Genomic DNA, 20,848 nt, shown 5'->3' with positions numbered 1-20,848 from the left:
GGAAACGGCGGGGCAGGGTATGCTGCGCGGCGATGAGCACGCATGACCAGAAGACGGTCGCCATTGTCGGCGGCAGCGGCTACGCCGGAGGCGAATTCCTGCGCCTCGCCCTGAACCACCCCCACCTGAACGTCACGCAGGTCACCAGCGAACGCAACGCCGGGACCCCCGTCAGCATGGTGCACCCCAACCTGCGCGGCCGCACCAACCTCAAGTTCCGCCGGGCTGCCGAACTCGACGAGGCCGACATCATCGTGCTGGCCCTCCCGCACGGCAGCGCCGCCAAGAAGATCAGCGAGTACGAGGCCAGGGGCAAGATCATCGTGGACCTCTCGGCCGACTTCCGACTGAAAGACCCAGAGGTGTACCGCGCGACCTACGGCGAGGACCACCCCACTCCCGACAAACTGGGTGAGTGGGTGTACGGCAACCCGGAACTGCACCGCGAGGACCTGCGCGGCGCGACCCGCATCGCCTGCGCCGGGTGCTTCGCCACCAGCGTCATCCTGGCGCTGTACCCGCTGCTGAAACTGGGCGTGCTGCTGCCCAAGGACATCATCGCGACCGGACTGGTCGGCAGCAGCGCCGCCGGGGCCAGCGCCAGCGACTCCTCTCACCACCCCGAGCGGGCCGGGAGCCTGCGGGTGTACAAACCCGTCGGGCACCGCCACACCGCCGAGGCGCAGCAGGAGTTGCCGGGACACTTCCCGCTGCACCTGACCGCCATCAGCACCCCGCGCGTGCGCGGCATCCTGACGACCGCGCAGGCCTGGATTCCCGACGGCTACAGCGACCGCGACGTCTGGAGCGCCTACCGCGAGGTGTACGGCGCCGAGCCCTTCATCCGCATCGTGAAGGTCGCCAAGGGCATTCACCGCTACCCGGACCCCATGCTGCTCGACGGCACGAACTACTGCGACATCGGCTTCGAGATGGACCAGGACACCGGGCGCGTCGTCCTGATGTCGGCCATCGACAACCTGGTGAAAGGCACCGCCGGGCACGCCATCCAGAGCCTGAACATCGCCCTGGACTGGCCCGAAACGACCGGACTGGAATTCGCGGGACTGCACCCGGCGTAAGCGCGGAGTGGGCCGGTCGTCTGACCCGCCCCCATTCCCAGGTTTGCAACGGAAGGCCCGCCCCGATATTCCGGGCGGGCCTTCTGCTGCCGGCTGTCAGCTATCCGCTTGCAGGGTGAAGCCCCCCTTTGGGTTCTCGTGCAGGCGGGCGAAAGGCGCGTCCGGGTCGTGGGGGGTGCAGATGGTCGCGTTCTGCTCGAACCACGCGCCCAGGTGGGCCTTGCGGGTCTCCAGGGTGGTGACCGGGTACAGGTCGTAGCCCATGATGTACGGCAGGGGCGCGTGCGCCAGGGTGGGAATCAGGTCCGCGACGTACACCAGCGTCTGGCCCTCGCTGCGCAGCACCACGCCCTGCTGGCCGAGGTTGTGGCCGGGCAGCGGCAGGACGCTCAGGCCGGGGCGCAGTTCGTGCTCGCCGTCCACGACATCGAACAGCCCGGCGTCCCGGATGGGTTCGATGTACGCGGGCACGTAACTGGCGCGGCTGCGCTCATGGGTGTGCAGGGCGTCGTGGAGTTCCTGTTTCTGCACCACGTAGCGGGCGTTCGGGAAGGTCGGGTCGCCCAGCAGGGTGACGTTGCGCCCGGCATGGTCGAAGTGCAGGTGCGTGTTGATGACGAGGTGAATGTCCCCTGGGGTCAGGCCCAGGCGGTCCAGGCCACGGAAGACGGTCTCGTCGCGGTCCAGGGCGTACATGCCCTCGAATTTCTCGCCGCCCTGGTCCCAGAAGCCGGTCTCGATCAGGATGTTCTCGCCGCCCAGCTGGATCAGGAGGGGGTTGATGCGCAGGCGGATGCGGTTGAGGTCGTCGGCGGGCGCGGCGCGTTCCCACAGCACCCTGGGGACGCTGCCGAACATGGCGCCCCCGTCGAGGCGGAACTGCCCGTCGGTGAGGGAATGAACCTGCGCTTGGCCGATCTGGCGGGTGTGATTCCAGGACATGCGCCAGAGCCTAACAGACGTTCGTTAGGTGTGGGCCGGGTGCAGCGTTTACCCGTGCGGGGACAGCCCCGACGACGGCCCGTCCGGGTACAGGTGCGGGTGCAGGAACGGGGCCAGCGTGAGTGCCAGCGCCTGCCGCCACACGTCCGGGCGGGTCACGAGGCCGCCCGTCAGCGCCCCGACCGTGCCCACGCCGCGCTTGAGGTCACGGGTGCCCAGCAGTTCATCCATCAGCGTCCCGAGTTCCCGGCCCGCCAGCACGCCGGGCAGGATGGCAGGCGGGACCGGCAGCTCCGCCGTGCGGCCCACGTTCACGCCCGACGCGTGCGCCACGGCCACCACGCCGAACAGCCAGCCCCTGCCCCCTTCATCCAGGCGCACGCCGCCCTCCAGGCCCACGCCCCACAGCGCGCCGGGCTGTGCCAGCGCAGCGGAGGCGCGGTTGGTCGCGCCCAGCGCCGTTTCCTCCACCCCCAGCGGCTGGTCCGGCACGCCGCTGGGCACGCTCACGCCCTGCACGGACAGCGGTGAGCGCAGGCCCAGGTCGGCCGCCAGGGCCGTGAAGACCTCCTGCACCGGCTGAACCTTGCCGGGGTTCAGCGAGCCCACGAACACGCTCACGCGCCCGCCCCGGCAGGCAGCGTGCCGGTCAGGCGGCGCAGCAGGGCCACCTGCCCCCAGTGGTACGCGCTGTGCACGGCCAGATCGGTCAGCACGTCGCGGGCGCGGCTGCTGGGATCGCGGGCCAGGGCCTGCGCCTCGGGCAGTCCGGCCAGTAGGTCCGCCAGGGCCGCCGTGAAATCAGGTTCGGTCAGTGGCGCCGGGGGCCAGACGTTCAGGTCGTCGGGCCAGCCGTCCGCGCGTCCGGAGGCGATGTTCAGGCTGGCGCGCTGCGTGACGCTCAGGTGCCAGATCACGTCGGCCAGGGTGCGGGGCAGCCCGGCGTGCGGGGCGCTGGCCTCGGCCCAGCTCAGGTCGCCCAGCAACTGCGTGACCTCACGGAACGACGCGCCGCCCAGCAGGGACAGTTGCAGCAGGGTCGGGTGGGGGTCAGTCATGCCCGGAGGCTAGCGCACCCGCACGCACCACCCTACCCACCACAACTGACCAGCAGTACAGTATTGGTCAAGGGAGCATCAAGGCTGCGTGGCGGCTGCGTAAAGTCCAGCTGACGGCAGCGCACACCAGCAACTGTCAGACTTGACCCATACGCGGCGCCGCCCGCCACCCCCACACCCCACGCTCCCAGAGCGACCCGCGCACCCCGCCGTCCCAAGGAACCCGCCATGCCCATAGCCCACAGCCCACACCTCCTCCCGCCGACCCCCATCGAGATCCTGCTGGTCGAGGACAGCGAACCCGACATCGTCCTGACCCGCGAAGCGTTCGCGGAAGCCGGCGTGCTGAACAACCTGCACGTCGCCCGTGACGGCGTGGAAGGCCTGGAACTGCTGCGCGGCACCCTCCCGGCAGACGGCCTGCCCGCCCCCCAGCGCATTCCGCGCCCGGACGTGATCCTGCTGGACATCAACATGCCCCGCATGAACGGCCTGGAATTCCTGCAGGAACTCAAACGCGACCCCGACCTCATGACCATCCCCGTGATCATGCTGACCACCAGTCAGGCCGAGGAGGACATCCTGCGCTCGTACCAGGCGTTCGCGGCCAGCTACGTGGTGAAACCCGTCGAGTTCGGCCGCTTCTACGAGGCGATCCAGGCACTCGGGCAGTACATGCTGACCATCGTGCGCATGCCGCCCCGCCTGGGCTGAGGGCAGCGCCGGGGGGGCCGGGACCATACGGATTCCACTCGCGTCCGCTCGGACCAAACGGGCTTTGCAGCCCATTCAATCCGAGTCCGTATCAGTCGCGCCTGCGGGCGCTGACGGCGATCAGGGCGTCCCAGCTGTCGGGTTGCGCGGGATCGTCGGTCGCGGCGCGGTTGCGGCCCTCGAAGCCGCACTTCTGGCAGCGGTGCGTGATCATCCAGCCTTTCTTGCCGCTCTGATCGACCGCGACGGGTTCCATGATGCCGTGGCAGGTGCAGGCGCGGTCGCCGGGCAGCACGTCCACGTGACGGCTGTGCAGGCACTCGGGGCAGTGGTTGCGTACGCTGCCGTTCCGGAGCGGCTCGACCTGTGCGCCGCAGTGCCCGCAGGTGAACGAGTTGTTCGTGCCGACGACCGTGAACCGCCGCCCGCTCACGCGCGCCCCCGCGCCCGGCTGCGGGCCGCCCAGCGGGTATCCAGGAACGCCCGGATGGACGCCGTGCCCACCAGCGCCGTGCCCAGCAGCAGGTACACCAGTCCCGCCCCGCTGACCAGCCAGCCCTGCCACGCGGCCGCGCCCGCCAGCATGCCCACGATGAACACCAGCAGGCCCGCCACCATCGAGAAACTCACGGTCAGGCGCCACGCCCACACGCTGCCGCGCCACACCATGCCCAGCAGGAACACGGTCAGGCAGGTGTACAGCACGTTGCGGCCCAGGTGCTGCGTCTGACCCTGCAACAGGCCAGCCAGGAACGGCGTGGCGCTGGTCATCAGCAGGGCCATCAGGACCGCCAGGGTCGGCACGCGGCCCGCCTGCGCCAGCGCTGCATCGGGGGCAGGCAACGGGGACGGACCCGGCCGTGCGGGAGGGTCGGTACGGGAGGGGCGGGGCTTCGAACTCACAACCCTTATTCCATCACACCGCCGCGCCGCAGACGAGGGCGAAGGTCACCAGCCCACCAACCGGCCCGGCCCATGCCGTACCCTGCGGGCATGACCACCCAGCCCCCGCCGCCCCGGATGACGCACCTTCAGCACGTGAACGTCGGGCAGGCGGCGCCACTGAAGGTCGGGGCGCGCGCCGCTCGCAGCGGCATCGACAAGCGCCCGGTGGTCGGACCCGTACCGGTGGGCACGCTGGGACTGGACGGCGATCACGTCCTGAACACCCGGCATCACGGCGGGCCGGGGCAGGCGGCGTACCTGTACACCAGCGCCGATTACGACTGGTGGGCCGCGCAGGGACTGGCGGTGAGGCCCGGCCTGTTCGGCGAGAACTTCACGGTGGGCGGGACGGGCAGCGCGGACTTCCGGGTGGGAGACCGCCTGCACCTGGGCGCCGGGCCGGACGACGTGATCCTGGAGGTCACGGCGCCCCGCATTCCCTGCGCCACGCTGGCCGCGCACCTGGGCGACCTGACCTTCGCGCGGCGGTTCGCGCAGGCACGGCGGCCCGGCCTGTACGCGCGCGTGCTTCAGCCCGGAACGGTGCAGGCGGGCGACCCGATCACCCTGGCCCCCGCCACGCTGGACGGCGCGCCCAGCATCGGGGACCTGTTCGACCTGGACCTGCACGGCACCTTCCGGGGGCAGCCGGTCACGCCGGACGACCTGCGCGGCCTGCTGGAGTACCCGCTGGCCGAACGCAGCCGCGCGGACCTGCTGAAACGGCTGTCGAAACTGGAGAAACGCGAGTAGGAAGACAGTCGGAAGTGGGCCGACCGCCATCTGCGGCGAAGGCCACCTGCCCGGAACACACGCACGGCAGGGGCCGCCCCGCCCGGCTGGACAGGGCGGCCCCGGATTCAGTTCAGCCTTTCAGGCGGTCGGCGTAGTAGGTGCGGAGTTTGGCGACCTTCGGGGCGATGACGGCCACGCAGTACGGCTGGCGCGGGTTGTTCGCGTAGTAGTCCTGGTGGTAGTCCTCGGCCACGTGGAACTCGGTGGCGGGCTCGATGGTGGTCACGATGGGCCGGTCGAACGCGGCCTGCGCGGTCAGGTCTGCGATCACCTCGCGCGTCTGGGTGTCCTGTTCGGGCGTCAGGGGGAACACGGCGCTGCGGTACTGCGTGCCGGTGTCGGCGCCCTGCCGGTTGAGGCTGGTGGGGTCGTGCGTGGCGAAGAACAGGCCCAGCAGGTCCCGGAAGTCCACCTGCGCCGGGTCGAAGGTCACGCGGACCGCCTCGGCGTGCCCGGTGGTGCCGCTGCACACGCTGCGGTAGTCGGGGTTGGGGGTGTGCCCGCCGATGTAGCCGCTCTCGATCTTCTGCACGCCGCGCACGTCCTTCAGGACCGCCTCGGTGCACCAGAAGCACCCTCCGGCGAGGATGGCCTGCTGCGTTCCACTGGGATTCGTCATGGGCGTATTCTGCCGCGCCGCGCCGCTGCACACCGGAAGCGCAGGCACGGTTAGGGCAGCAGCGGTGGCAGCGGCGCTGGCGGTGGCGCCATGCCCGACGGGTGTGCCGCCCACCCGGGCCAGGAACTACCGGGCCAGGAACAGACGCGCGGCGACCAGCAGCACGATCACGCCGTACACCCACTTCACGAAGGCGCTGCCGCGCAGCATCGCCATGCGTGCGCCCAGCGCGGCGCCCAGCGCGTTGGCGACACCCATCGGCAGGCCGATCCACCAGACCATCTGCCCGCCGATCAGGAAGAACACGAACGCGCCGAGGTTCGTGGCGAAGTTGATGGTCCGGGCGTTCCCGCTGGCCCGCACGAGGTTGAAGCCCGCCAGGGCGAACAGGAACATCAGGAACGTTCCGGTGCCCGGCCCGAGGAACCCGTCGTACGCGCCGATGATCAGCGCGCCGGGCAGCGTGACGGCCAGCGTGCGGGCGCTCAGGCCTGGGTAGCGGTCCTCCAGGCCGAAGGACTTGTTCGCCAGGACCAGCGCGCCCACGCCCAGGATGACCACGCCGATCAGGGTGCGGAAGGCGTCGGGGTTCACGAACTGCACCAGGAACGCACCCAGCGCGCTGCCGGTCAGGGCCAGCGGGATCAGGCGCAGCACCAGCGGCCGCTCCACGTGCCCCTTGCGCCAGTACTGCACGGTGGCGCTGCCGGACCCGAAGATCGCCAGCAGTTTGTTCGTGGCGACCACCTGCGCGGGACTCAGGCCCATCAGGAACAGGGTGGGCAGCGTGATCGTGCCGCCGCCTCCCGCGACCGCGTCGATGAAGCCCGCCAGGAAGGCGAGCGGCAGGCCGTACAGCAGCACTTCAGGTCCAGGCACCAGCGGAATCTAGCAGGGGGAGGCGTGCGCGTGCGCCGTGAACGGAGCCGGCCCTGCGCGGCCCCTGCACCCCTCACCCGCGCGCCCTGACGTGTTCAGACGCCCCGGCCGGGTGGCGCGCGGGGGCGTGGTAGCCTCGCCGTCATGACGTTCGATCCATCCAGCACGGCTGATTCGCCTTTCATGTTCGGGACGGCGGTGGTGGCGGGCGTGGGCCTGATCGGCGGGAGCGTGGCGCTGGGCCTGCGTCAGCGGCTGCTGGCGCGGCGCGTGATCGGCCTGGACGCCAGCGCCGAGGTGCTGCGCGAGGCGCTGGCGCTGGGCGTGGTCGACGAGATTCAGACCGCGCCGGGCGAGTGGTTGCGCGCGGCGGACCTGGTGGTGCTGGCCGCGCCGATGCGGGCGCTGGCGCCGCTGGCCCGTGACCTCGCGCTGTTCCTGAATCCGCACGCACTCGTGACGGACGTGGGCAGCGTGAAGGGCGGCATCGCGGCCGAGATGGAGCGGCTGGGCGTGCGGTCCTTCGTGGCGGGCCACCCGATGGCCGGCAGCGAGCGGGGCGGCGTGACGCACGCCCGCGCGGCCCTGCTGGAGAACGCCGTGTGGGTGCTGACCCCCACCGATCACACGCCCCTGACCGCCCTGAGCCGCGCGCGCACGCTGGTCGAGGGGCTGGGCGGCGCGCCGGTCGTGATGCCGCCCGACGCGCACGACGCGCTGGTGGCGACCATCAGTCACCTGCCGTACCTGACGAGCCTCGCCATGACGCACATGGTCGCCCGTGACGAACGCCTGAGCCTGCTGGCCGCCGGGGGGTTCCGTGACCTGACGCGCGTGGCGAGCGGCGACCCCCGCATGAGCCGCGACATGGTCGTGGAGAACAAGGCGGCGCTGCGCGAGGCCCTGGGCCGATTCCGGGGGCAACTGGAGCGTCTGGAAGCGGACCTGGACGAACCGGAGGAACTGCTGGCCGCCGCGCTGGAAGGCAAACGCACCCGCGACAGCCTGCCCATCGTGAAGCGCAGCCTGCTGCCGCAACGGCACGATCTGGTGGTGGCCGTCCCGGACCGCCCGAACCAGCTGGGCGCGGTCACGCAGACGCTCGGCGCGCACGGCGTGAACATCAAGGACATCGAGGTGCTCGCCATCCGCGAGGACGGCGGCGCGGTCCGGCTGGGCCTGGAATCCCCCGAGGACGTGCAGCGCGCCGCGGGCATCCTGGCGGACGCGGGCTTCGAGGTGCGCGGACGTTCCTGAACGCCGAGAACACATGTGGTCCGGCGCGGGTGGTCCGGCGGGGGTGTCCGCTGGGGGGGATGCGGTACGGTAGGGGGGTTCATGCCTGAGTCCGTTCCCCCATCCTCCATTCCTGCTGTTCCGGCTCAGTCCGAATCTGCACCGTCCCTGCCCTCCCCCAGCCTTCCGGCGGAGCAGGCCGCGCCGCCGTCCGAGGCGAAGCGGGCCGCGCCGCTCACGAGTATCGACGTGTTCCGGGGCCTCACGATCATCGAGGTGGTGCTGCACCACGCGTCGGGCATGGCGCTGCGGCACCTGACTCCCGGCTCGCAGATGCACGAACTGGTGGCGCTGATCAACCGGACGCTGCACTTCGCGGTTCCGGCGTTCGTGTTCCTGTCGGCGGTCGTGTTGACCCGCAGTCTCCTGAAACGCTTCGCGCCGGGCCGGTACTTCTCGCGGCGCCTGACGCGCGGCGCGTGGCCGTACCTGCTGTGGAGCGGGCTGTACATGCTGTGGTACGTGTGGACCGGGCAGCGTCCAGCCTCCACGCTGACCGACCCGGACAAGGTCACGCTGTACCTGCTGTACGGCAAGGCCAGTTACCACCTGTATTTCCTGCTGGTGGCATTGCAGGTGTACGTGCTGATTCCGCTGCTGCTGCCGCTGGCGCGCCTGAAACCCAGCATCTCGCTGACGCTGCTGGTCGGCGCGGCCGTGCAGATGGGCGCGTACTTCCTGAACCGCAGCGAGTTGCAGCTGCCGTTCCCGGCCAGCACGGTGCTGTGGTACCTGCTGCCGGTCCTGGTGGGCATGGCGGTCGGCGCGCGCCTGGACGAGTTCCCGGCGTGGTGGCGCAGGCGCCGGGTCGTGATCCTGCCGCTGCTGCTGGCCTCTTTTGCGTGGTACCTCCCGGCGGCCATGTCGTTCGTGCGCGGCACGCCCGTCGCGCCGCTGGAGTACAACGCGGCCACGTGGGCCTTCACGACCCTGATGGCCGTGACGCTGCTGGGGCTGGCGCAGTGGCTTCAGGGCAGCCGCCTGCGCCTCCGCAGGGGACTGGCCGTGCTGGGGACCGTCAGCCTGCAGATCTACCTGCTGCACCCGGCGCTGCTGCAATGGCTGGAACGCCGCCACGCGCCCGCCGGCACCAGCCTGGACGTGGCGCTCCTGTCGGCCGCGTACGCCCTGACCGCGCTGCTGCTGCCCGCCCTGCTGGGCCGCCTGCTGCTGAAGGGACCGCTCGGCCGCGTCAGTACCCTGCTGTTCGGCCGCTGACGCCCGGCCGGTTCGTTCAGGCCGGTTCGTTCAGGTCAGCTTCGGGTTCGAGTCAGATTCGGGTGGGTCGGACGCGCTACAGTCACGCTCTGTGAAGGTCTCCGCTCTGTTCCTGTCTCTGCTTTCGTTCGGCCTGACCCCGGTCGCGTCCGCGGCCGCCGCCGCACCTCAGACCGCGCCGCGCGCCGCCACGCAGGTGCTGGGCACCCTGCCACCCGCCCCGAACCGCCCGCCCATCCCGGCCACGCCGCCCCGCACGGCCACCGAAACCATGCCCGGCGCGTGGGTGCGGCCCGGCGAGTGGGTGTCGCTGGGCGGCGCGCGGCCCTCGTATCTGCAGGCCCCGGCGGGCTGCCCGGAACGCGCGTGCCCGCTCGTGGTGGTGTCCCATCCGCGCGCGCAGACGGCCGAGCGGTTGCGGGACAGTCCGCAGGTCGGCACGCTCATAGAGGCACTGCTCCGCGCGAACTACGCGGTACTGCTGTCCAGTGACGGCGGGCCGGTCACGTGGGGCAGCCCCAGCGCCCTGAGTACCGTGGGCGTGGCGCACGCGACCGCCACGCGCCGCTTCCACTGGAACGGCCGCACGTACGCGCTGGGCCTGAGCATGGGCGGCCTGATGGCGCTGCGCAGCGCCCTGCCCGGCTCGCCGTACCAGGTGTCGGGCGTGGCCCTGATCGACGCGTGGGTGGACCTGGACCGCGCCTGGGGGTCGGACCTGGTGCGCCGGAGCGAGATCAACACGGCTTACCGACCGGACGCGCGGCCCATCCCTGACCTGAACCCCATGGTGAAGGTGCTGGCCGCGCCGCCCATGCCCCTGTTCATCGTGAACAGCCTGGACGACACGACCGTGAAGGCCAGCCTGAACACCGACCGGCTGCTGGGGCACGCGCAGCAGGGTGTCAGCGAGTTCATTCCGCTGAGCGGCCCGCACCTGGGCGGGAACCGCTTCTCGCCCGCCGTGGCGCAGCGGCTGGTGAACTTCTTCGACCGGCTGGCCACGCTGCCGCTGCGAGGTGCCGGGCCGGGCGAGACGGCCGAACGACCCTGAGCCATACTCCGCCGACACGGATACGGATTCCGTCTGTTCCCACTCGCTTTGCTCGGATCGAACCGGCTTTGCAGCCCATTCAATCGGATTCCGTATGACTCCTTCTGATACGCCGCCCACCTGGCAGGACGCCCGGAGCCGTGCGGGCCGCGCCGGGCCGGGCAACTGTGTGACGCGGCGCCATACCGGCAGGTGAATGTGAAAGACTTAACGCCAGTGAGCTTCATGCAGGAATTCCAGACCACCCAACCCCTGAGCAACCGCGCCCCGCTGGCCGAGCAGCCCGGCGTGTACAGCGAATCCGCCGAGTGGTGCGGGCAGCCGGTGTTCGTGAAGACCCTGGCAGCCGACGACCCGGACTCGCTGGCCCGCTTTCAGCATGAGGGCCGCGTGGCCGCCAGCCTGCGCCACCCGCTGATCGTGTCGCCGCTGGCGATCACGCCCACGCAACTGATCTTCCCGTTCGTGGAGGGCGGCACGCTACGCGAACGCCTGGAACGCGGCCCGCTGGACGAACAGCAGGCCACCGAGGTCGCCAGCGGCGTGCTGTGCGCCGTGACGTACCTGCACGCGCAGGGCGTCACGCACCACGACCTGAAACCCGAGAACGTGATGCTGCTGGGCGGTCAGCCCCGCTGGAACAACGTGCGCCTGATCGACTTCGGCATGAGCCACTCGCGGGCACTGCCGCTGGACATTCACAGCGGCACCCGCATGGGCACCCCGCACTTCATGGCCCCCGAGCAGTTCCTGGGGGTGCGCGGCGACCCGCGCAGCGACCTGTACTCGGTGGGCGTGCTGCTGTTCGACTGCCTGGCCGGACACCCCCCGTACGAGGACGCGCTGGGCTGGCTGGCAGGCATCCGTGACCGCCGCGCGGAACTGCCCGGCCCGGAGCCCCTGCACCCGCTGATGCGTTCGGCGCTGTCCCGTGACCGCGCCCAGCGCCCGCTGAGTGCCGCCGAGATGCAACATCACCTGACCTCGGCGCGACTGGAACTGAACCTGCCGCCGCTGCCGCTGCCCACACCGGACGCCGCTGCCGCTCCCGCCACGGACACCCCCGCGTGAGCCTGATCGCGTTCACCGGTAACCACTTCCTGGCCGACGAGACCCTGCGTGACACCCTGCGCGCACGCGGCCTGAACGCCCGCGACCTGCCCCGGCTGGCCGGGGACGACGTGACGCCCGACACCCTGAGCCCGCACCTGAGCCCCGGCCTGTTCGGGGACGGCGGCGTGATCGTGGACTTTGCGGGCGTGAAACCCGACAAGGCCCTGCTGGAACTGCTGGCCTCGGCCGCCGTCACGGTCGCCATCCTGGATGAAAGTCCGCCCGCCACGCGCGTCAAGGTGTACGAGGCGCGCGGCGAGATCGTGCCCTCCCCCGCCCCCAGCCGACCCGGCGACGTGACCGGCTGGGTCGTGCAACGCTGCAAGAAACAGAAGCTGAACCTCGACCGGGACGCCAGCGCCTACCTCGCCGAGGTGTTCGGCGCGGACCTCGCAGGCATTGCCGGAGAACTGAACAAACTCGCGCTGCTGGACGGCCCGTTCACCCGCGAGACCGTACAACGCGTCGTGGGCCGCGAACCGCCGGGCGACAGTTTCGCCATGCTGGGCGCCGCCACCGCCGGCCGCCCCGGCGAGGCCGTCACGCAACTGCGCCGCCTGCTGGCCTCCGGCGAGGACCCCTTCAAGATGATGGGCGCCGTCGTCTGGCAGTACAGCCTCGTGGCCCGCTGCGTCGGACTGCAACAGCAGGAAGGCCGCGTGACCGACGCCGTCGCCGCGCAGAAACTCGGCGTGAAACCCTACCCCGCCAAGAAAGCCCTGGAAGTCGCCCGCCGCCTGAACGAAGCCAGGATCCGCACGCACCTGGAACGCATCCTGGCCGCCGACCTCGCCATGAAACGCGGCCTGGACCCCGGAGTGGCCCTCGAACGCCTGATCGTGCAACTGAGCGTCTGAGCAGGTGGGCGTCTGAGGACAGTGGATCGGTGTCTGACCTCTGTCAGCTGCTCAGCGCCGGCAGGACGGGTTCGAGTTCGTTCGGGTGGAAACGCTGATCGGTGGCGTGCGCGAGTTGCCGCGCGAGGCGGCGCAGGGGCAGGCGGCTCAGGTCCACCCGGCTGGCGCCGCTGCGTTCGGCGTTGATGCGGCCGGTCAGGTCGATCAGGGTGTGGTACGGCTGAATCAGGCCAGCGGGCAGGGAACCGCCGGTCAGGACGATCAGGTCGGCGCGTTCCGCGAAGCCCTGACAGGTGGGGTCGCGGCGGCTGAGCGCGAAGGCGCGCAGTCCGGCCGGGAGTTCCCGCACGGCACGTTCGGCTTCCGGAAGGCTCTCGGCAGCCACGCCGATGTCCGTGAAGCCCAGGCGGGCCAGCGGGAGGGCCAGGGCGAGGTCGTGGGCGTCCGTGCCGATCAGCAGGGCGGCGGCGCCGCGCGTGGCGTACCCGCTGGCTTCCAGGGTGTCGGTCAGGGCGTCGCTGAGCGCGAAGGTGCCGTGCGGTTCGCCCGCGAACGAGATGGCGTCCACGCGGCCCACGCGGCGGGCGGTGGTGTCGGGCGTGACGGCGTCCAGCAGGTGAATCTGCTGACTGTCGTGCACCAGCGCGCCCGTGAAGTGCAGGGCGCGGCAGGCGTCCATGACGGCGCGGGGGTCGTCTACGGGGACGTTCACGGCGATCAGGCCGAGGTCACGCAGGGCGCGGGCCGCCGGGGCGGGGTAGCCGATCAGGGCGAGGGGCGTGTCGGACGCAGGCATTGACCCGCAGTCTACCGGCTGCGCGGCCCACAGGTGGCCGGGAAAGCAGTGGGGGCAGGGCCACTTTCCGGCCCCACCCCCCCACCTGTATTCCCTGCCGTGGCCCGCGTTACATCAGGGGTCGGCGGCCGCGCAGGCTCAGCAGTGCCCCCAGGACGACGATCACGGCGGCGACAGCCACTCCCGTGACGACGGTGGCGGCGTCCGGGCGGGCGACGTACACGCCGTAGAAGGCCCACAGCAGCACGGCCGCGAAGGCGTAATCGTGGAAGCGGGTCAGGAAGAACACGCCGATCACGGCGGCAATCACGACCAGCAGGGCACTCCAGACGGGAGCGCTGATGCCCAGCGCGCCGCCCGTCACCCCGGCACTCACCAGGAACGCCGTGATGTTGGCGATGGTCGCGACACTGATCCACGCGAGGTAGATGCTGGACGGCAGTTGCAGCGTCCAGACCTCGGCACCCTGGGGGCGCAGGTCACGGACGGTCAGGTACAGCCACACGAGGCTGCCCAGCAGGGCCAGCATGACCGGCACGCTCAGCGCGAAGTTCAGGCTCTGGAAGGCCAGCAGCCAGGACACGTTCAGCAGGTTGCCCAGCAGGAACGGCCAGAACAGCCGGTCGTACCGCTCGCCGCGCTGGGCGGGCAGCGCCTGGTACACGGCGAACACCAGCAGGCCAAGGAAGATCGGACCCCACACGGCGAACGTCAGTCCGGCGGGCGTGAAGGCGTTGGGGAGGGCGTCACTGACCTCCTTGTTCGAGTTCCCGAACAGGGGCAGCGCGTTGCTGAGGTAATTCATGATGAGGGTCAGGAGGGTGGCGAGCACCAGTGTGACCTGCCGGGCGATTCCTGTCATGCCTTCAGGGTAGGAGGGGACGCGGCGGGCAAGGTGTCAGAACGCTGACGGTTCCGTGAACGCCGCTCCCCGCATGAAGAGCACGTAAACACGGGCCGGACCGCAGGGCGCGGCGGCGGTGACGCCCATACGGACCCGGATTGAACTTACGAGGTCGCTGGGTCCCAGCCGATGCGAGTGGGAGAGAAGCGGGTTCCGGATGGTCAGCGAAACAATCAGGGGGTGCTGCCTGCGCGGCGGGCGGCGACGGTCAGGAGGGCGGCGGCCAGCGGCACCAGTCCCTGCGTGCGGCGCGTCAGCAGTCCGGCCCCCAGGGTGAGGACGGCGGCGTGGCGGGCCAGTTGCACCTCGGCGGCGCGTACGGGCCGCTCGGCGCGGTCGCAGACGCTCGTGACTTTCTCTGGCATGGTCAGGGTGCGGGCCAGCGGCAGGACGGACACGGCCAGCAGCGCCGACCCCCACGAGAACCCGGCGGGGCGGGCCAGGGTGGGGATCAGCGCCCCGGCGGCCGGGAGGGTGCTGTGCGCCTCCGGCGTGAGGAGGGGCGCTGCCCCGACCAGCAGCGCCGCCGCCCGCTCACCCGACGCTCCGGCCAGCAGGCTTTGCAGCAGCAGCCCCGCGTGGTCGGCGCTGGTGGCAGACTCGCCGGTCGTGCCTGCGATCAGGCGCAGGCCGCTCAGGACCGCCAGTCCCGCCAGGGGGTTGCCCGCGCCGCCCAGCAGGGCCACGGCCGCCGCGACTGGCAGCGCCGCATTCGCCGTGACCGGGTGGTCCGGGTCGAGTTCCCGCGCCGTCGCCCACGCCAGGAACGCCGCGCCCCCCACACCTGCCGCCTGCGCCCAGGGCCGCCCGAACGCCAGGGCCAGCAGCGCCGCCCCGGCACTTCCGGCCGCCGCAACCCGGTTGGACGGGTACGAGAAGTCCAGCGGACGCGCCAGCGCCGAGCCACGAACGAGGGGAGCAGCAGAACCTGACATGCCCGCACCCTACGCCGTGCGGCAGACACGGCCGCTTGACGGGTAAGAAACCGTGAACGCCTTCCGTTCAGGTGGTGTAGTCGGCGTTGATGCTGACGTATTCGGCGCTGAGGTCGCAGCCCCAGGCTTCGCCGTGGGCGTCGCCGACGCCGAGGTCGATGGTGAAGATGACCTCGTCGGCTTTCATGCTGGCGCTGACCTGCGCGTCGTCGTACGGGAGCGGTTTGCCGCCGAAGACGGGGTGGCCCTGCACGCTGACGGTCAGGCGTTCGATGTCGGCCTGCGCGCCGCTGCGGCCGACGGCCATGATCACGCGGCCCCAGTTGGGGTCGTTGCCGTGCACGGCGCTTTTCAGCAGGGGACTGACGCAGCAGGTGCGGGCGGCGGCGAGGGCCTCGGCCTCGGTGCGGGCGCCGCTGACCTGCACGGTCAGGAGTTTCGTGGCTCCCTCACCGTCGGCGGCAATCTGGCGGGCGAGGTCGCGCATGACGCCTTCCAGTGCGGTCAGGAACTCGGTCAGGTCGGCGGGTCCGGCCTCGCCGTTGCACAGGACGACGGCCATGTCGTTGGTGCTGGTGTCGCCGTCGACGGTGACGGCGTTGAAGGTGCGGTTCACGATGGCGGGGAACGCCTCGCGCAGCGCCGTCTGGTCGATGGCGGCGTCGGTGAAGGCGAAGGCGAACATGGTGGCCATGTCCGGGTGGATCATGCCGCTGCCCTTGGCGGTCCCGACGATGCGCGCGCCGCTGCTGAGGGTGGCGGTCGCGGTCTTGGGGTGCGTGTCGGTGGTCATGATCGCGGCGGCGAAGGGGTCGGCGGCGCTGCCGAGTTCGTCCGGCAGGTGCTCGATGCCGCTCAGGACCTTGTCCATGGGCAGCAGGTGCCCGATGATGCCGGTGCTGGCGGTCAGGACGGCCCCGGGGTCCACGTTCAGGACACTGCCGAAGGCGTCGGCCATGTCGGCGTTGTCGTTCGCGCCGCGCCGTCCGGTGGCGGCGTTCGCGTTCCCGGCATTGACCAGCAGCGCGCGGATGGGGGCTCCGTGCGCGTACAGCTCGCGGTTTCGGGTGACGCAGGCGGCGGCGGTGGTGCTGCGCGTGCCCGCGAAGGCCCAGGTGCAGTCGGTGCGGCTGGTCACGCCGCTCAGGTCGGTCTTGCCGCTGGGTTTGATACCGGCCGCCATGGCGGCGGCGGTGAAGCCGGTGGGGAACGTCAGGCCACTCATGCAGGGGAGTGTAGCGGGCGGCGGGCCGCGCAGGTCGGGGTCGGGTCTATACTCGGTGCAAATGAAGCTGAATCCTCTGGAGTCGCGCGGGGGCGCGGATGTCGTGATCGTTGGTGCCGGGTCGGGCGGGTGCGTCGCGGCGAGGCGGCTGCTGGACGCGGGGGCGCGGGTGCTGCTGCTGGAGGCGGGCGGGCCGGACACCAACCCGCTGATCCGCGCGCCCGGCGCGTTCCCGAAACTGTTCCGCAGCGCCGTGGACTGGAACCTGACGACCACCCCGCAGGAGCATGCGGGCGGGCGGGCGTTCTACTGGCCGCGCGGGAAGGTGCTGGGCGGCAGCAGCGCCATCAACGCGACCATCTGGATTCGCGGTTCCAGGCGGGATTTCGACAGCTGGGGCGAGGGCTGGACCTGGGAGGACGTGCTGCCGGAGTTCCGGGCGCAGGAGTCGTTCCGGGGTGAGCTGTCGGCGGCGCGCGGCACGGACGGCCCGATGCCGGCGGGCGCGCGGGCCGGGTCGCACGCGCTGAGCGAGGCGTTCGTGCGCTCGGCGGCGCTGGGGCTGGGCGTGCCGCTGGTCGGTTCCTTCAATGACGGGGTGCTGGAGGGCGCGGCGCTGCTGGAAAGCAACCACCTGCGCGGCGAGCGTTACAGCGCGTTCCGGGCGTTCCTGAAGCCGGTGCTGAACCACCCGAACCTGACGGTCCTGACCGGCGCGCACGTCCTGCGCGTGTTGTGGTCGGGCAGCGGGACCACGCGGCGCGCGGTGGGCGTGCGGCTGCGGCATCAGGGGCGCACGCTGGACGCCCCGGCGGGCGCGGTCCTGCTTGCGGCGGGCGCGGTGCAGACTCCACACCTGCTGATGCTCTCGGGCGTCGGGCCACGCACCGAACTGGACCGGCACGGCATCGAGACGCACGTGAACCTGCCCGGCGTGGGCGGCGGCCTTCAGGATCACCTGGCGGTACCGGTCATCACACGCTCGCGCCTGACGTCGCTGGACCGCGTGCCGCAGGCCGAGGCGCTCGCCCGTTACCTCTGGAACCGCAGCGGCCCCCTGAGCAGCAACGTGGCCGAGGCGAGTGCGTTCTCGCACGCCCGGCCCGGCCTGGACCCGCGCACGGACGACCCGGACATCCAGTTTCATTTCGGCCCGGCGTACTTCCGGAATCACGGGGACACGACCGAACCCGGCAATCACTTCTCGGTCGGGCCGGTGCTGGTCGACACGCACAGTCGCGGGCGGATCACGCTGGCGTCCGCCGATCCGCAGGCCGCGCCGGTCATCGACCCGGCGTACCTGTCGGACGAGCGGGACATGCAGAGCCTGATCGCCGGGGTGCGGCAGGCGCGCGAGGTGGCGGCCGCCTCTCCCCTGTCGGGCCTGCGCGGCGCCGAGGTCCTGCCCGGCGAGGGCGTACGCACCGACGCTGGCCTGCGCCGCCACGTGCAGCAGGAGTGCGCCACGCTGTACCACCCGGTCGGGACGGCCGCGCTGGGCGACGGTGACGGGGCGGTGGTCAGCCGGACGCTGGCCGTGCACGGCACGCGGGGCCTGTGGGTCGGGGACGCGAGCGTCATGCCGCGCATCATTCACGCGAACACCAACTCCACGAGCATGATGATCGGCGGCCGCGCCGCCGGGTTCGTGCTGCGCGGGCTGCAACAGGCATGACCGTTCCCGGTCGCCGCCGCGCCCCGGCTGACGGGCAGGTGACGGTCCCCGCACGATCCTCATGTTCAGTTCATGAGGTCCGGCGGGGGACCGCGTAGGGTAACAACGACATGAAGCCCCGCTCCCTGACCCTGACGCTCGCCGCCGGCCTGATCCTGACTGGCGCCGCAGCCGCCGTGCCCGTGAAGCTCGGCAACGTCCCCGTGACCGTCGAACCCAACGCGAAACTGCTGACCCTCAGCGCCGCCGGCATCCGCAGCGCCTTCCCCAGCGCCGCCGGCCGCCCCGACGCCGTGTTCATGACCGAGGACCGCAAGGTCAGTGTCGCCTTCGAGTGGCGCGCCAGCAAACTCGCCGCGAACGAGGTCTCCAAACTCGTCGAGCAGTTCCCCGGCGTGATCCGCGCGCAGGTACCGAACGTCAAGAGCCTCAAGGCGAACCTCGTCACGCTCGGCGGCTCCCCGTGGGCGCAGTTCGTGTTCACCACCCCCAGCCAGGGCGACGAACTGCGCCGCGAACTGATGGTCACCAGCGTCGGCGGCCGCATGCTGGTCATGACCATCGCCGGGAACGTCAAGGACTACAGCCGCAACGAGGCTGTCGTGCGCAACCTCGCCAACAGCGTCCGCGTGAACTGACGCAGGCCTGACAGCAGATGGGCGGCCCCGGTTCTGCACGGGGCCGCCCATCTCAACTGTGTCGGGTGGAATGGTCCTTGAACACCATCCACCCGAGTCCGCTCATACGGATTCCGTCTGTTTCGTTGACAGATCGGAACACCGCCGATCTGCCAACTCCACGCCCGGAACCCGCTTCTCTCCTACTCGCATCCGCTCGGATTGAACGGCTTTTGCAAGCCATTCAATCGGAGTCTGTCTCACATCGCGGCGGGAATCTCGATGCCGATCAGGGCCAGCGTCTCCTCGAAGGCCACGCGCAGGCGGGCCACCAGGGCGAGGCGGGCTTCACGCAGGCCCTCGGGGCTGGCCAGGACGTTCGTGGCGGGTTTGCCCTGCTTGTCTTTGGCGTTGTACCAGGCGTTGAAGGCGGTGGCGAGGTCCAGCGCGTACTGCGCGACGACGTGCGGGGAGTGCGCGCGCACACTCTGCGCGACGACTTCCGGGAGTTTCGCGACCGTCTTGGCGAGCGCGAGGTCGATATCGGGCAGGGCGTCCCAGGCGGCGCCGGTGCCGTCGGTGGCGTACCCGGCCTCGGCACCCTTGCGCAGGATGTTCGCGGCGCGGACGGCGGCGTACTGCACGTAGGGGGCGGTGTCGCCGTTCAGGGCGAGGGCCTGCTCCCAGCGGAAGTCGATCTTGCGGGTGGGTTCGGCCTTCAGCATGGCGAAACGAAGTGCGCCAATGCCAATTCGCCTTGCAACCTCATTTGACTCCTCCACCGATAAGACAGGCCTATCTGTAGCAGCTTCTTTCAAAACAAACATTACCGCAGCCCTTTCAATTGCCTCGTCCATGGCGGCGTCGGCGCTGACCGTCACGCCCTTGCGGCCGCTGATGGTCTGCCCTTCGAGGGTCACGAAGGCGTACGACAGGTGAATGCTGCGGGCTTCCTTCTCGGTCTCGCCCGCCACGCCCAGGGACGCCTTGACGATCTTCTGCGGGTGTTCCTGGCGGGAGTCGATCACGTTGATGACTTCCTGCGCGTGCCCGAAACGGCCTTCGGTGTCGGGCTGGCCGTCGGGGGCGCTGGTCCAGATGGTGTTGCCTTCGGGGTCGGTGGTGAACGGCTTGAATTTCATGCCCTCGAACAGCCCGAACTTCCAGAACTGGTAGCCGACGTCCTTGGCGACGTACATGGCGGTGCCGTCGCTGCGGCGCAGCACGACGTTCGATTCCTCCAGGTTCGGCATGAACGCGGAGACGTCCATCACGAACGCCCCGGCGAACTTGCCCTCGGTGGGGTGGCTGGTGTACGGGCTGCCTTCCAGGATGTTCAGGCCGTGCCCGAGGAAGCCGCTGCCGACCACGTCGGACTCCCAGGCCAGCAGGTCGTAGCGGGCGCCCAGGCGGAAGCAGGTCTGGAGGTGCGCGTGCACGATCTTCTCGACCTCGCCGCGCAGTTCACCGGCTTCCAGGCGGTGCATGATCGCCGTGATGCCGCTTTCCAGTTCGGCCTTGGCGGGGTCGGCGTTCAGGCGCACGTAGCCTTCGCCCATCCAGTGGTCGTACTTCTGGGTGCCGTCCCAGGTCAGGCCGTAGTGCGCGGCGGCGAACAGGCTCTCGGCCGCCTGACGGCCGGTGTCGTCGATGTAGTTCTGCACCTCGACCGTGTGCCCGGCCGCGCGGAAGATGCGGGCCATGGAGTCGCCCAGCACCACGTTGCGCAGGTGCCCCACGTGCAGTTCCTTGTTCGGGTTGACGCTGGTGTGCTCGATCACGACCTTGCCGCCCAGGGCGGGCATCTCGAAGGGACGTTCGACCACGCCACGCACGAACGCGGCCACGTCCACGAAGAAGTTCAGGAACGGCCCGGCGGCCTCCACCCGGCTGATGCCCTGCGGCAGCACGACCGTCTGCGCGAGCTGCTGCGCGACCTGCGCGGGGTTGCCGCCAATCGCCTTGGCGATCTGGAACGCGGCGGGCGTGCCGTAATCGCCGGGTTTAGTGGCCGGGGTTTCCTGAATCGCCACGTCGAGCGGCGCGCCGAGGGCAGCGGCGGCCGTCTCGACCGCCTGTTTGAGTTGAGCCTTGAGGTCCATAACCTGGGAGTTTACCAGCGGG

22 protein-coding genes are annotated in these 20,848 nt (G+C 70.7%); 10 read left to right on the top strand and 12 right to left on the bottom strand.

All coding sequences use genetic code 11. The annotated features are described in order from the left end of the window. Positions 1-32: 32 nt before the first annotated feature. On the top strand, positions 33-1,082 hold the full coding sequence (gene argC, locus IEY70_RS01050; protein ID WP_189063112.1) for an N-acetyl-gamma-glutamyl-phosphate reductase: 1,050 nt from the start codon (positions 33-35) through the stop codon (positions 1,080-1,082). A 96-nt stretch (positions 1,083-1,178) separates the two neighbouring features. Here the strand turns inward: argC and IEY70_RS01045 are convergent, their stop codons facing one another. Genes IEY70_RS01045 through IEY70_RS01035 form a run of 3 tightly spaced genes read right to left on the bottom strand, consistent with a single transcriptional unit; the run spans position 1,179 to position 3,082 of the window. Then, positions 1,179-2,024, bottom strand: a complete 846-nt coding sequence (locus tag IEY70_RS01045; protein ID WP_189063111.1) for an MBL fold metallo-hydrolase — start codon at positions 2,022-2,024, stop codon at positions 1,179-1,181. Positions 2,025-2,072: 48 nt separating this feature from the next. Continuing rightward, the gene (gene yjjX / locus IEY70_RS01040) at positions 2,073-2,645 is read right to left on the bottom strand and encodes an inosine/xanthosine triphosphatase (RefSeq protein WP_189063110.1); all 573 of its coding nucleotides are present in this window, start codon (positions 2,643-2,645) and stop codon (positions 2,073-2,075) included. Continuing rightward, positions 2,642-3,082 carry a damage-inducible protein DinB gene (locus IEY70_RS01035; RefSeq protein WP_189063109.1) on the bottom strand — a complete coding sequence of 147 codons (441 nt, stop codon included), beginning with the start codon at positions 3,080-3,082 and terminating at the stop codon, positions 2,642-2,644. The genes yjjX and IEY70_RS01035 overlap by 4 nt, the downstream gene beginning before the upstream one ends. A gap of 228 nt (positions 3,083-3,310) precedes the next feature. Between IEY70_RS01035 and IEY70_RS01030 the strand changes: the two genes are divergently transcribed. Next, positions 3,311-3,796, top strand: coding sequence for a response regulator (locus IEY70_RS01030; protein WP_189063108.1), 486 nt, complete (start codon positions 3,311-3,313; stop codon positions 3,794-3,796). Positions 3,797-3,887: 91 nt separating this feature from the next. Here the strand turns inward: IEY70_RS01030 and IEY70_RS01025 are convergent, their stop codons facing one another. Both IEY70_RS01025 and IEY70_RS01020 read right to left on the bottom strand, forming a co-directional pair. Beyond that, positions 3,888-4,229 carry an RNHCP domain-containing protein gene (locus IEY70_RS01025; protein WP_189063107.1) on the bottom strand — a complete coding sequence of 114 codons (342 nt, stop codon included), beginning with the start codon at positions 4,227-4,229 and terminating at the stop codon, positions 3,888-3,890. Continuing rightward, positions 4,226-4,639 carry a hypothetical protein gene (locus tag IEY70_RS01020; RefSeq protein WP_229777530.1) on the bottom strand — a complete coding sequence of 138 codons (414 nt, stop codon included), beginning with the start codon at positions 4,637-4,639 and terminating at the stop codon, positions 4,226-4,228. The genes IEY70_RS01025 and IEY70_RS01020 overlap by 4 nt, the downstream gene beginning before the upstream one ends. A 150-nt stretch (positions 4,640-4,789) precedes the next feature. Between IEY70_RS01020 and IEY70_RS01015 the strand changes: the two genes are divergently transcribed. Further along, on the top strand, positions 4,790-5,494 hold the full coding sequence (locus IEY70_RS01015; protein ID WP_229777529.1) for an MOSC domain-containing protein: 705 nt from the start codon (positions 4,790-4,792) through the stop codon (positions 5,492-5,494). 112 nt (positions 5,495-5,606) lie between these two features. Here the strand turns inward: IEY70_RS01015 and msrA are convergent, their stop codons facing one another. Both msrA and IEY70_RS01005 read right to left on the bottom strand, forming a co-directional pair. Beyond that, positions 5,607-6,155, bottom strand: coding sequence for a peptide-methionine (S)-S-oxide reductase MsrA (gene msrA / locus IEY70_RS01010; RefSeq protein ID WP_189063106.1), 549 nt, complete (start codon positions 6,153-6,155; stop codon positions 5,607-5,609). Between the two features lie 126 nt (positions 6,156-6,281). Continuing rightward, on the bottom strand, positions 6,282-7,034 hold the full coding sequence (locus IEY70_RS01005; protein ID WP_189063105.1) for a TSUP family transporter: 753 nt from the start codon (positions 7,032-7,034) through the stop codon (positions 6,282-6,284). 144 nt (positions 7,035-7,178) lie between these two features. Between IEY70_RS01005 and IEY70_RS01000 the strand changes: the two genes are divergently transcribed. The 5 genes from IEY70_RS01000 (at position 7,179) to holA (ending at position 12,572) form a co-directional block, all read left to right on the top strand. Beyond that, positions 7,179-8,291, top strand: a complete 1,113-nt coding sequence (locus tag IEY70_RS01000; protein WP_189063104.1) for a prephenate dehydrogenase — start codon at positions 7,179-7,181, stop codon at positions 8,289-8,291. A gap of 81 nt (positions 8,292-8,372) precedes the next feature. Next, the gene (locus IEY70_RS00995) at positions 8,373-9,548 is read left to right on the top strand and encodes an acyltransferase (RefSeq protein WP_189063103.1); all 1,176 of its coding nucleotides are present in this window, start codon (positions 8,373-8,375) and stop codon (positions 9,546-9,548) included. Between the two features lie 91 nt (positions 9,549-9,639). Continuing rightward, on the top strand, positions 9,640-10,602 hold the full coding sequence (locus tag IEY70_RS00990; protein WP_189063102.1) for an alpha/beta hydrolase family protein: 963 nt from the start codon (positions 9,640-9,642) through the stop codon (positions 10,600-10,602). Between the two features lie 198 nt (positions 10,603-10,800). After that, positions 10,801-11,673, top strand: coding sequence for a serine/threonine-protein kinase (locus tag IEY70_RS00985; protein WP_229777528.1), 873 nt, complete (start codon positions 10,801-10,803; stop codon positions 11,671-11,673). Next, positions 11,670-12,572, top strand: coding sequence for a DNA polymerase III subunit delta (holA, locus tag IEY70_RS00980; protein WP_189063101.1), 903 nt, complete (start codon positions 11,670-11,672; stop codon positions 12,570-12,572). The genes IEY70_RS00985 and holA overlap by 4 nt, the downstream gene beginning before the upstream one ends. 43 nt (positions 12,573-12,615) lie before the next feature. Here the strand turns inward: holA and IEY70_RS00975 are convergent, their stop codons facing one another. From IEY70_RS00975 to argJ, 4 genes are all read right to left on the bottom strand, one after another. Further along, positions 12,616-13,368, bottom strand: coding sequence for a shikimate dehydrogenase (locus tag IEY70_RS00975; RefSeq protein WP_189063100.1), 753 nt, complete (start codon positions 13,366-13,368; stop codon positions 12,616-12,618). Positions 13,369-13,477: 109 nt separating this feature from the next. Beyond that, entirely contained in the window at positions 13,478-14,230 is a 753-nt protein-coding gene (locus tag IEY70_RS00970; RefSeq protein WP_189063099.1) for a TspO-related membrane protein, read from the bottom strand. A 215-nt stretch (positions 14,231-14,445) separates the two neighbouring features. Next, complete coding sequence (locus IEY70_RS00965; protein ID WP_189063098.1) at positions 14,446-15,207, bottom strand: hypothetical protein; 762 nt, start codon at positions 15,205-15,207, stop codon at positions 14,446-14,448. Positions 15,208-15,274: 67 nt separating this feature from the next. Further along, entirely contained in the window at positions 15,275-16,432 is a 1,158-nt protein-coding gene (argJ, locus tag IEY70_RS00960; protein ID WP_189063097.1) for a bifunctional glutamate N-acetyltransferase/amino-acid acetyltransferase ArgJ, read from the bottom strand. Positions 16,433-16,493: 61 nt separating this feature from the next. On the opposite strand from argJ, the gene IEY70_RS00955 reads away from it, so the two are divergent. Beyond that, positions 16,494-18,107 (top strand): GMC family oxidoreductase, encoded by a 1,614-nt coding sequence (locus tag IEY70_RS00955; RefSeq protein WP_189063096.1) that lies wholly within the window; start codon positions 16,494-16,496, stop codon positions 18,105-18,107. A 110-nt stretch (positions 18,108-18,217) separates the two neighbouring features. Continuing rightward, entirely contained in the window at positions 18,218-18,745 is a 528-nt protein-coding gene (locus tag IEY70_RS00950; protein WP_189063095.1) for a hypothetical protein, read from the top strand. Between the two features lie 239 nt (positions 18,746-18,984). Here the strand turns inward: IEY70_RS00950 and IEY70_RS00945 are convergent, their stop codons facing one another. Next, the gene (locus tag IEY70_RS00945) at positions 18,985-20,826 is read right to left on the bottom strand and encodes an arginine--tRNA ligase (RefSeq protein ID WP_189063094.1); all 1,842 of its coding nucleotides are present in this window, start codon (positions 20,824-20,826) and stop codon (positions 18,985-18,987) included. Between the last annotated feature and the right edge of the window lie 22 nt (positions 20,827-20,848).

Source organism: Deinococcus seoulensis, from assembly GCF_014648115.1.
Taxonomy (GTDB): domain Bacteria; phylum Deinococcota; class Deinococci; order Deinococcales; family Deinococcaceae; genus Deinococcus; species Deinococcus seoulensis.
This window is presented reverse-complemented; position numbering and strand designations above follow the sequence as displayed.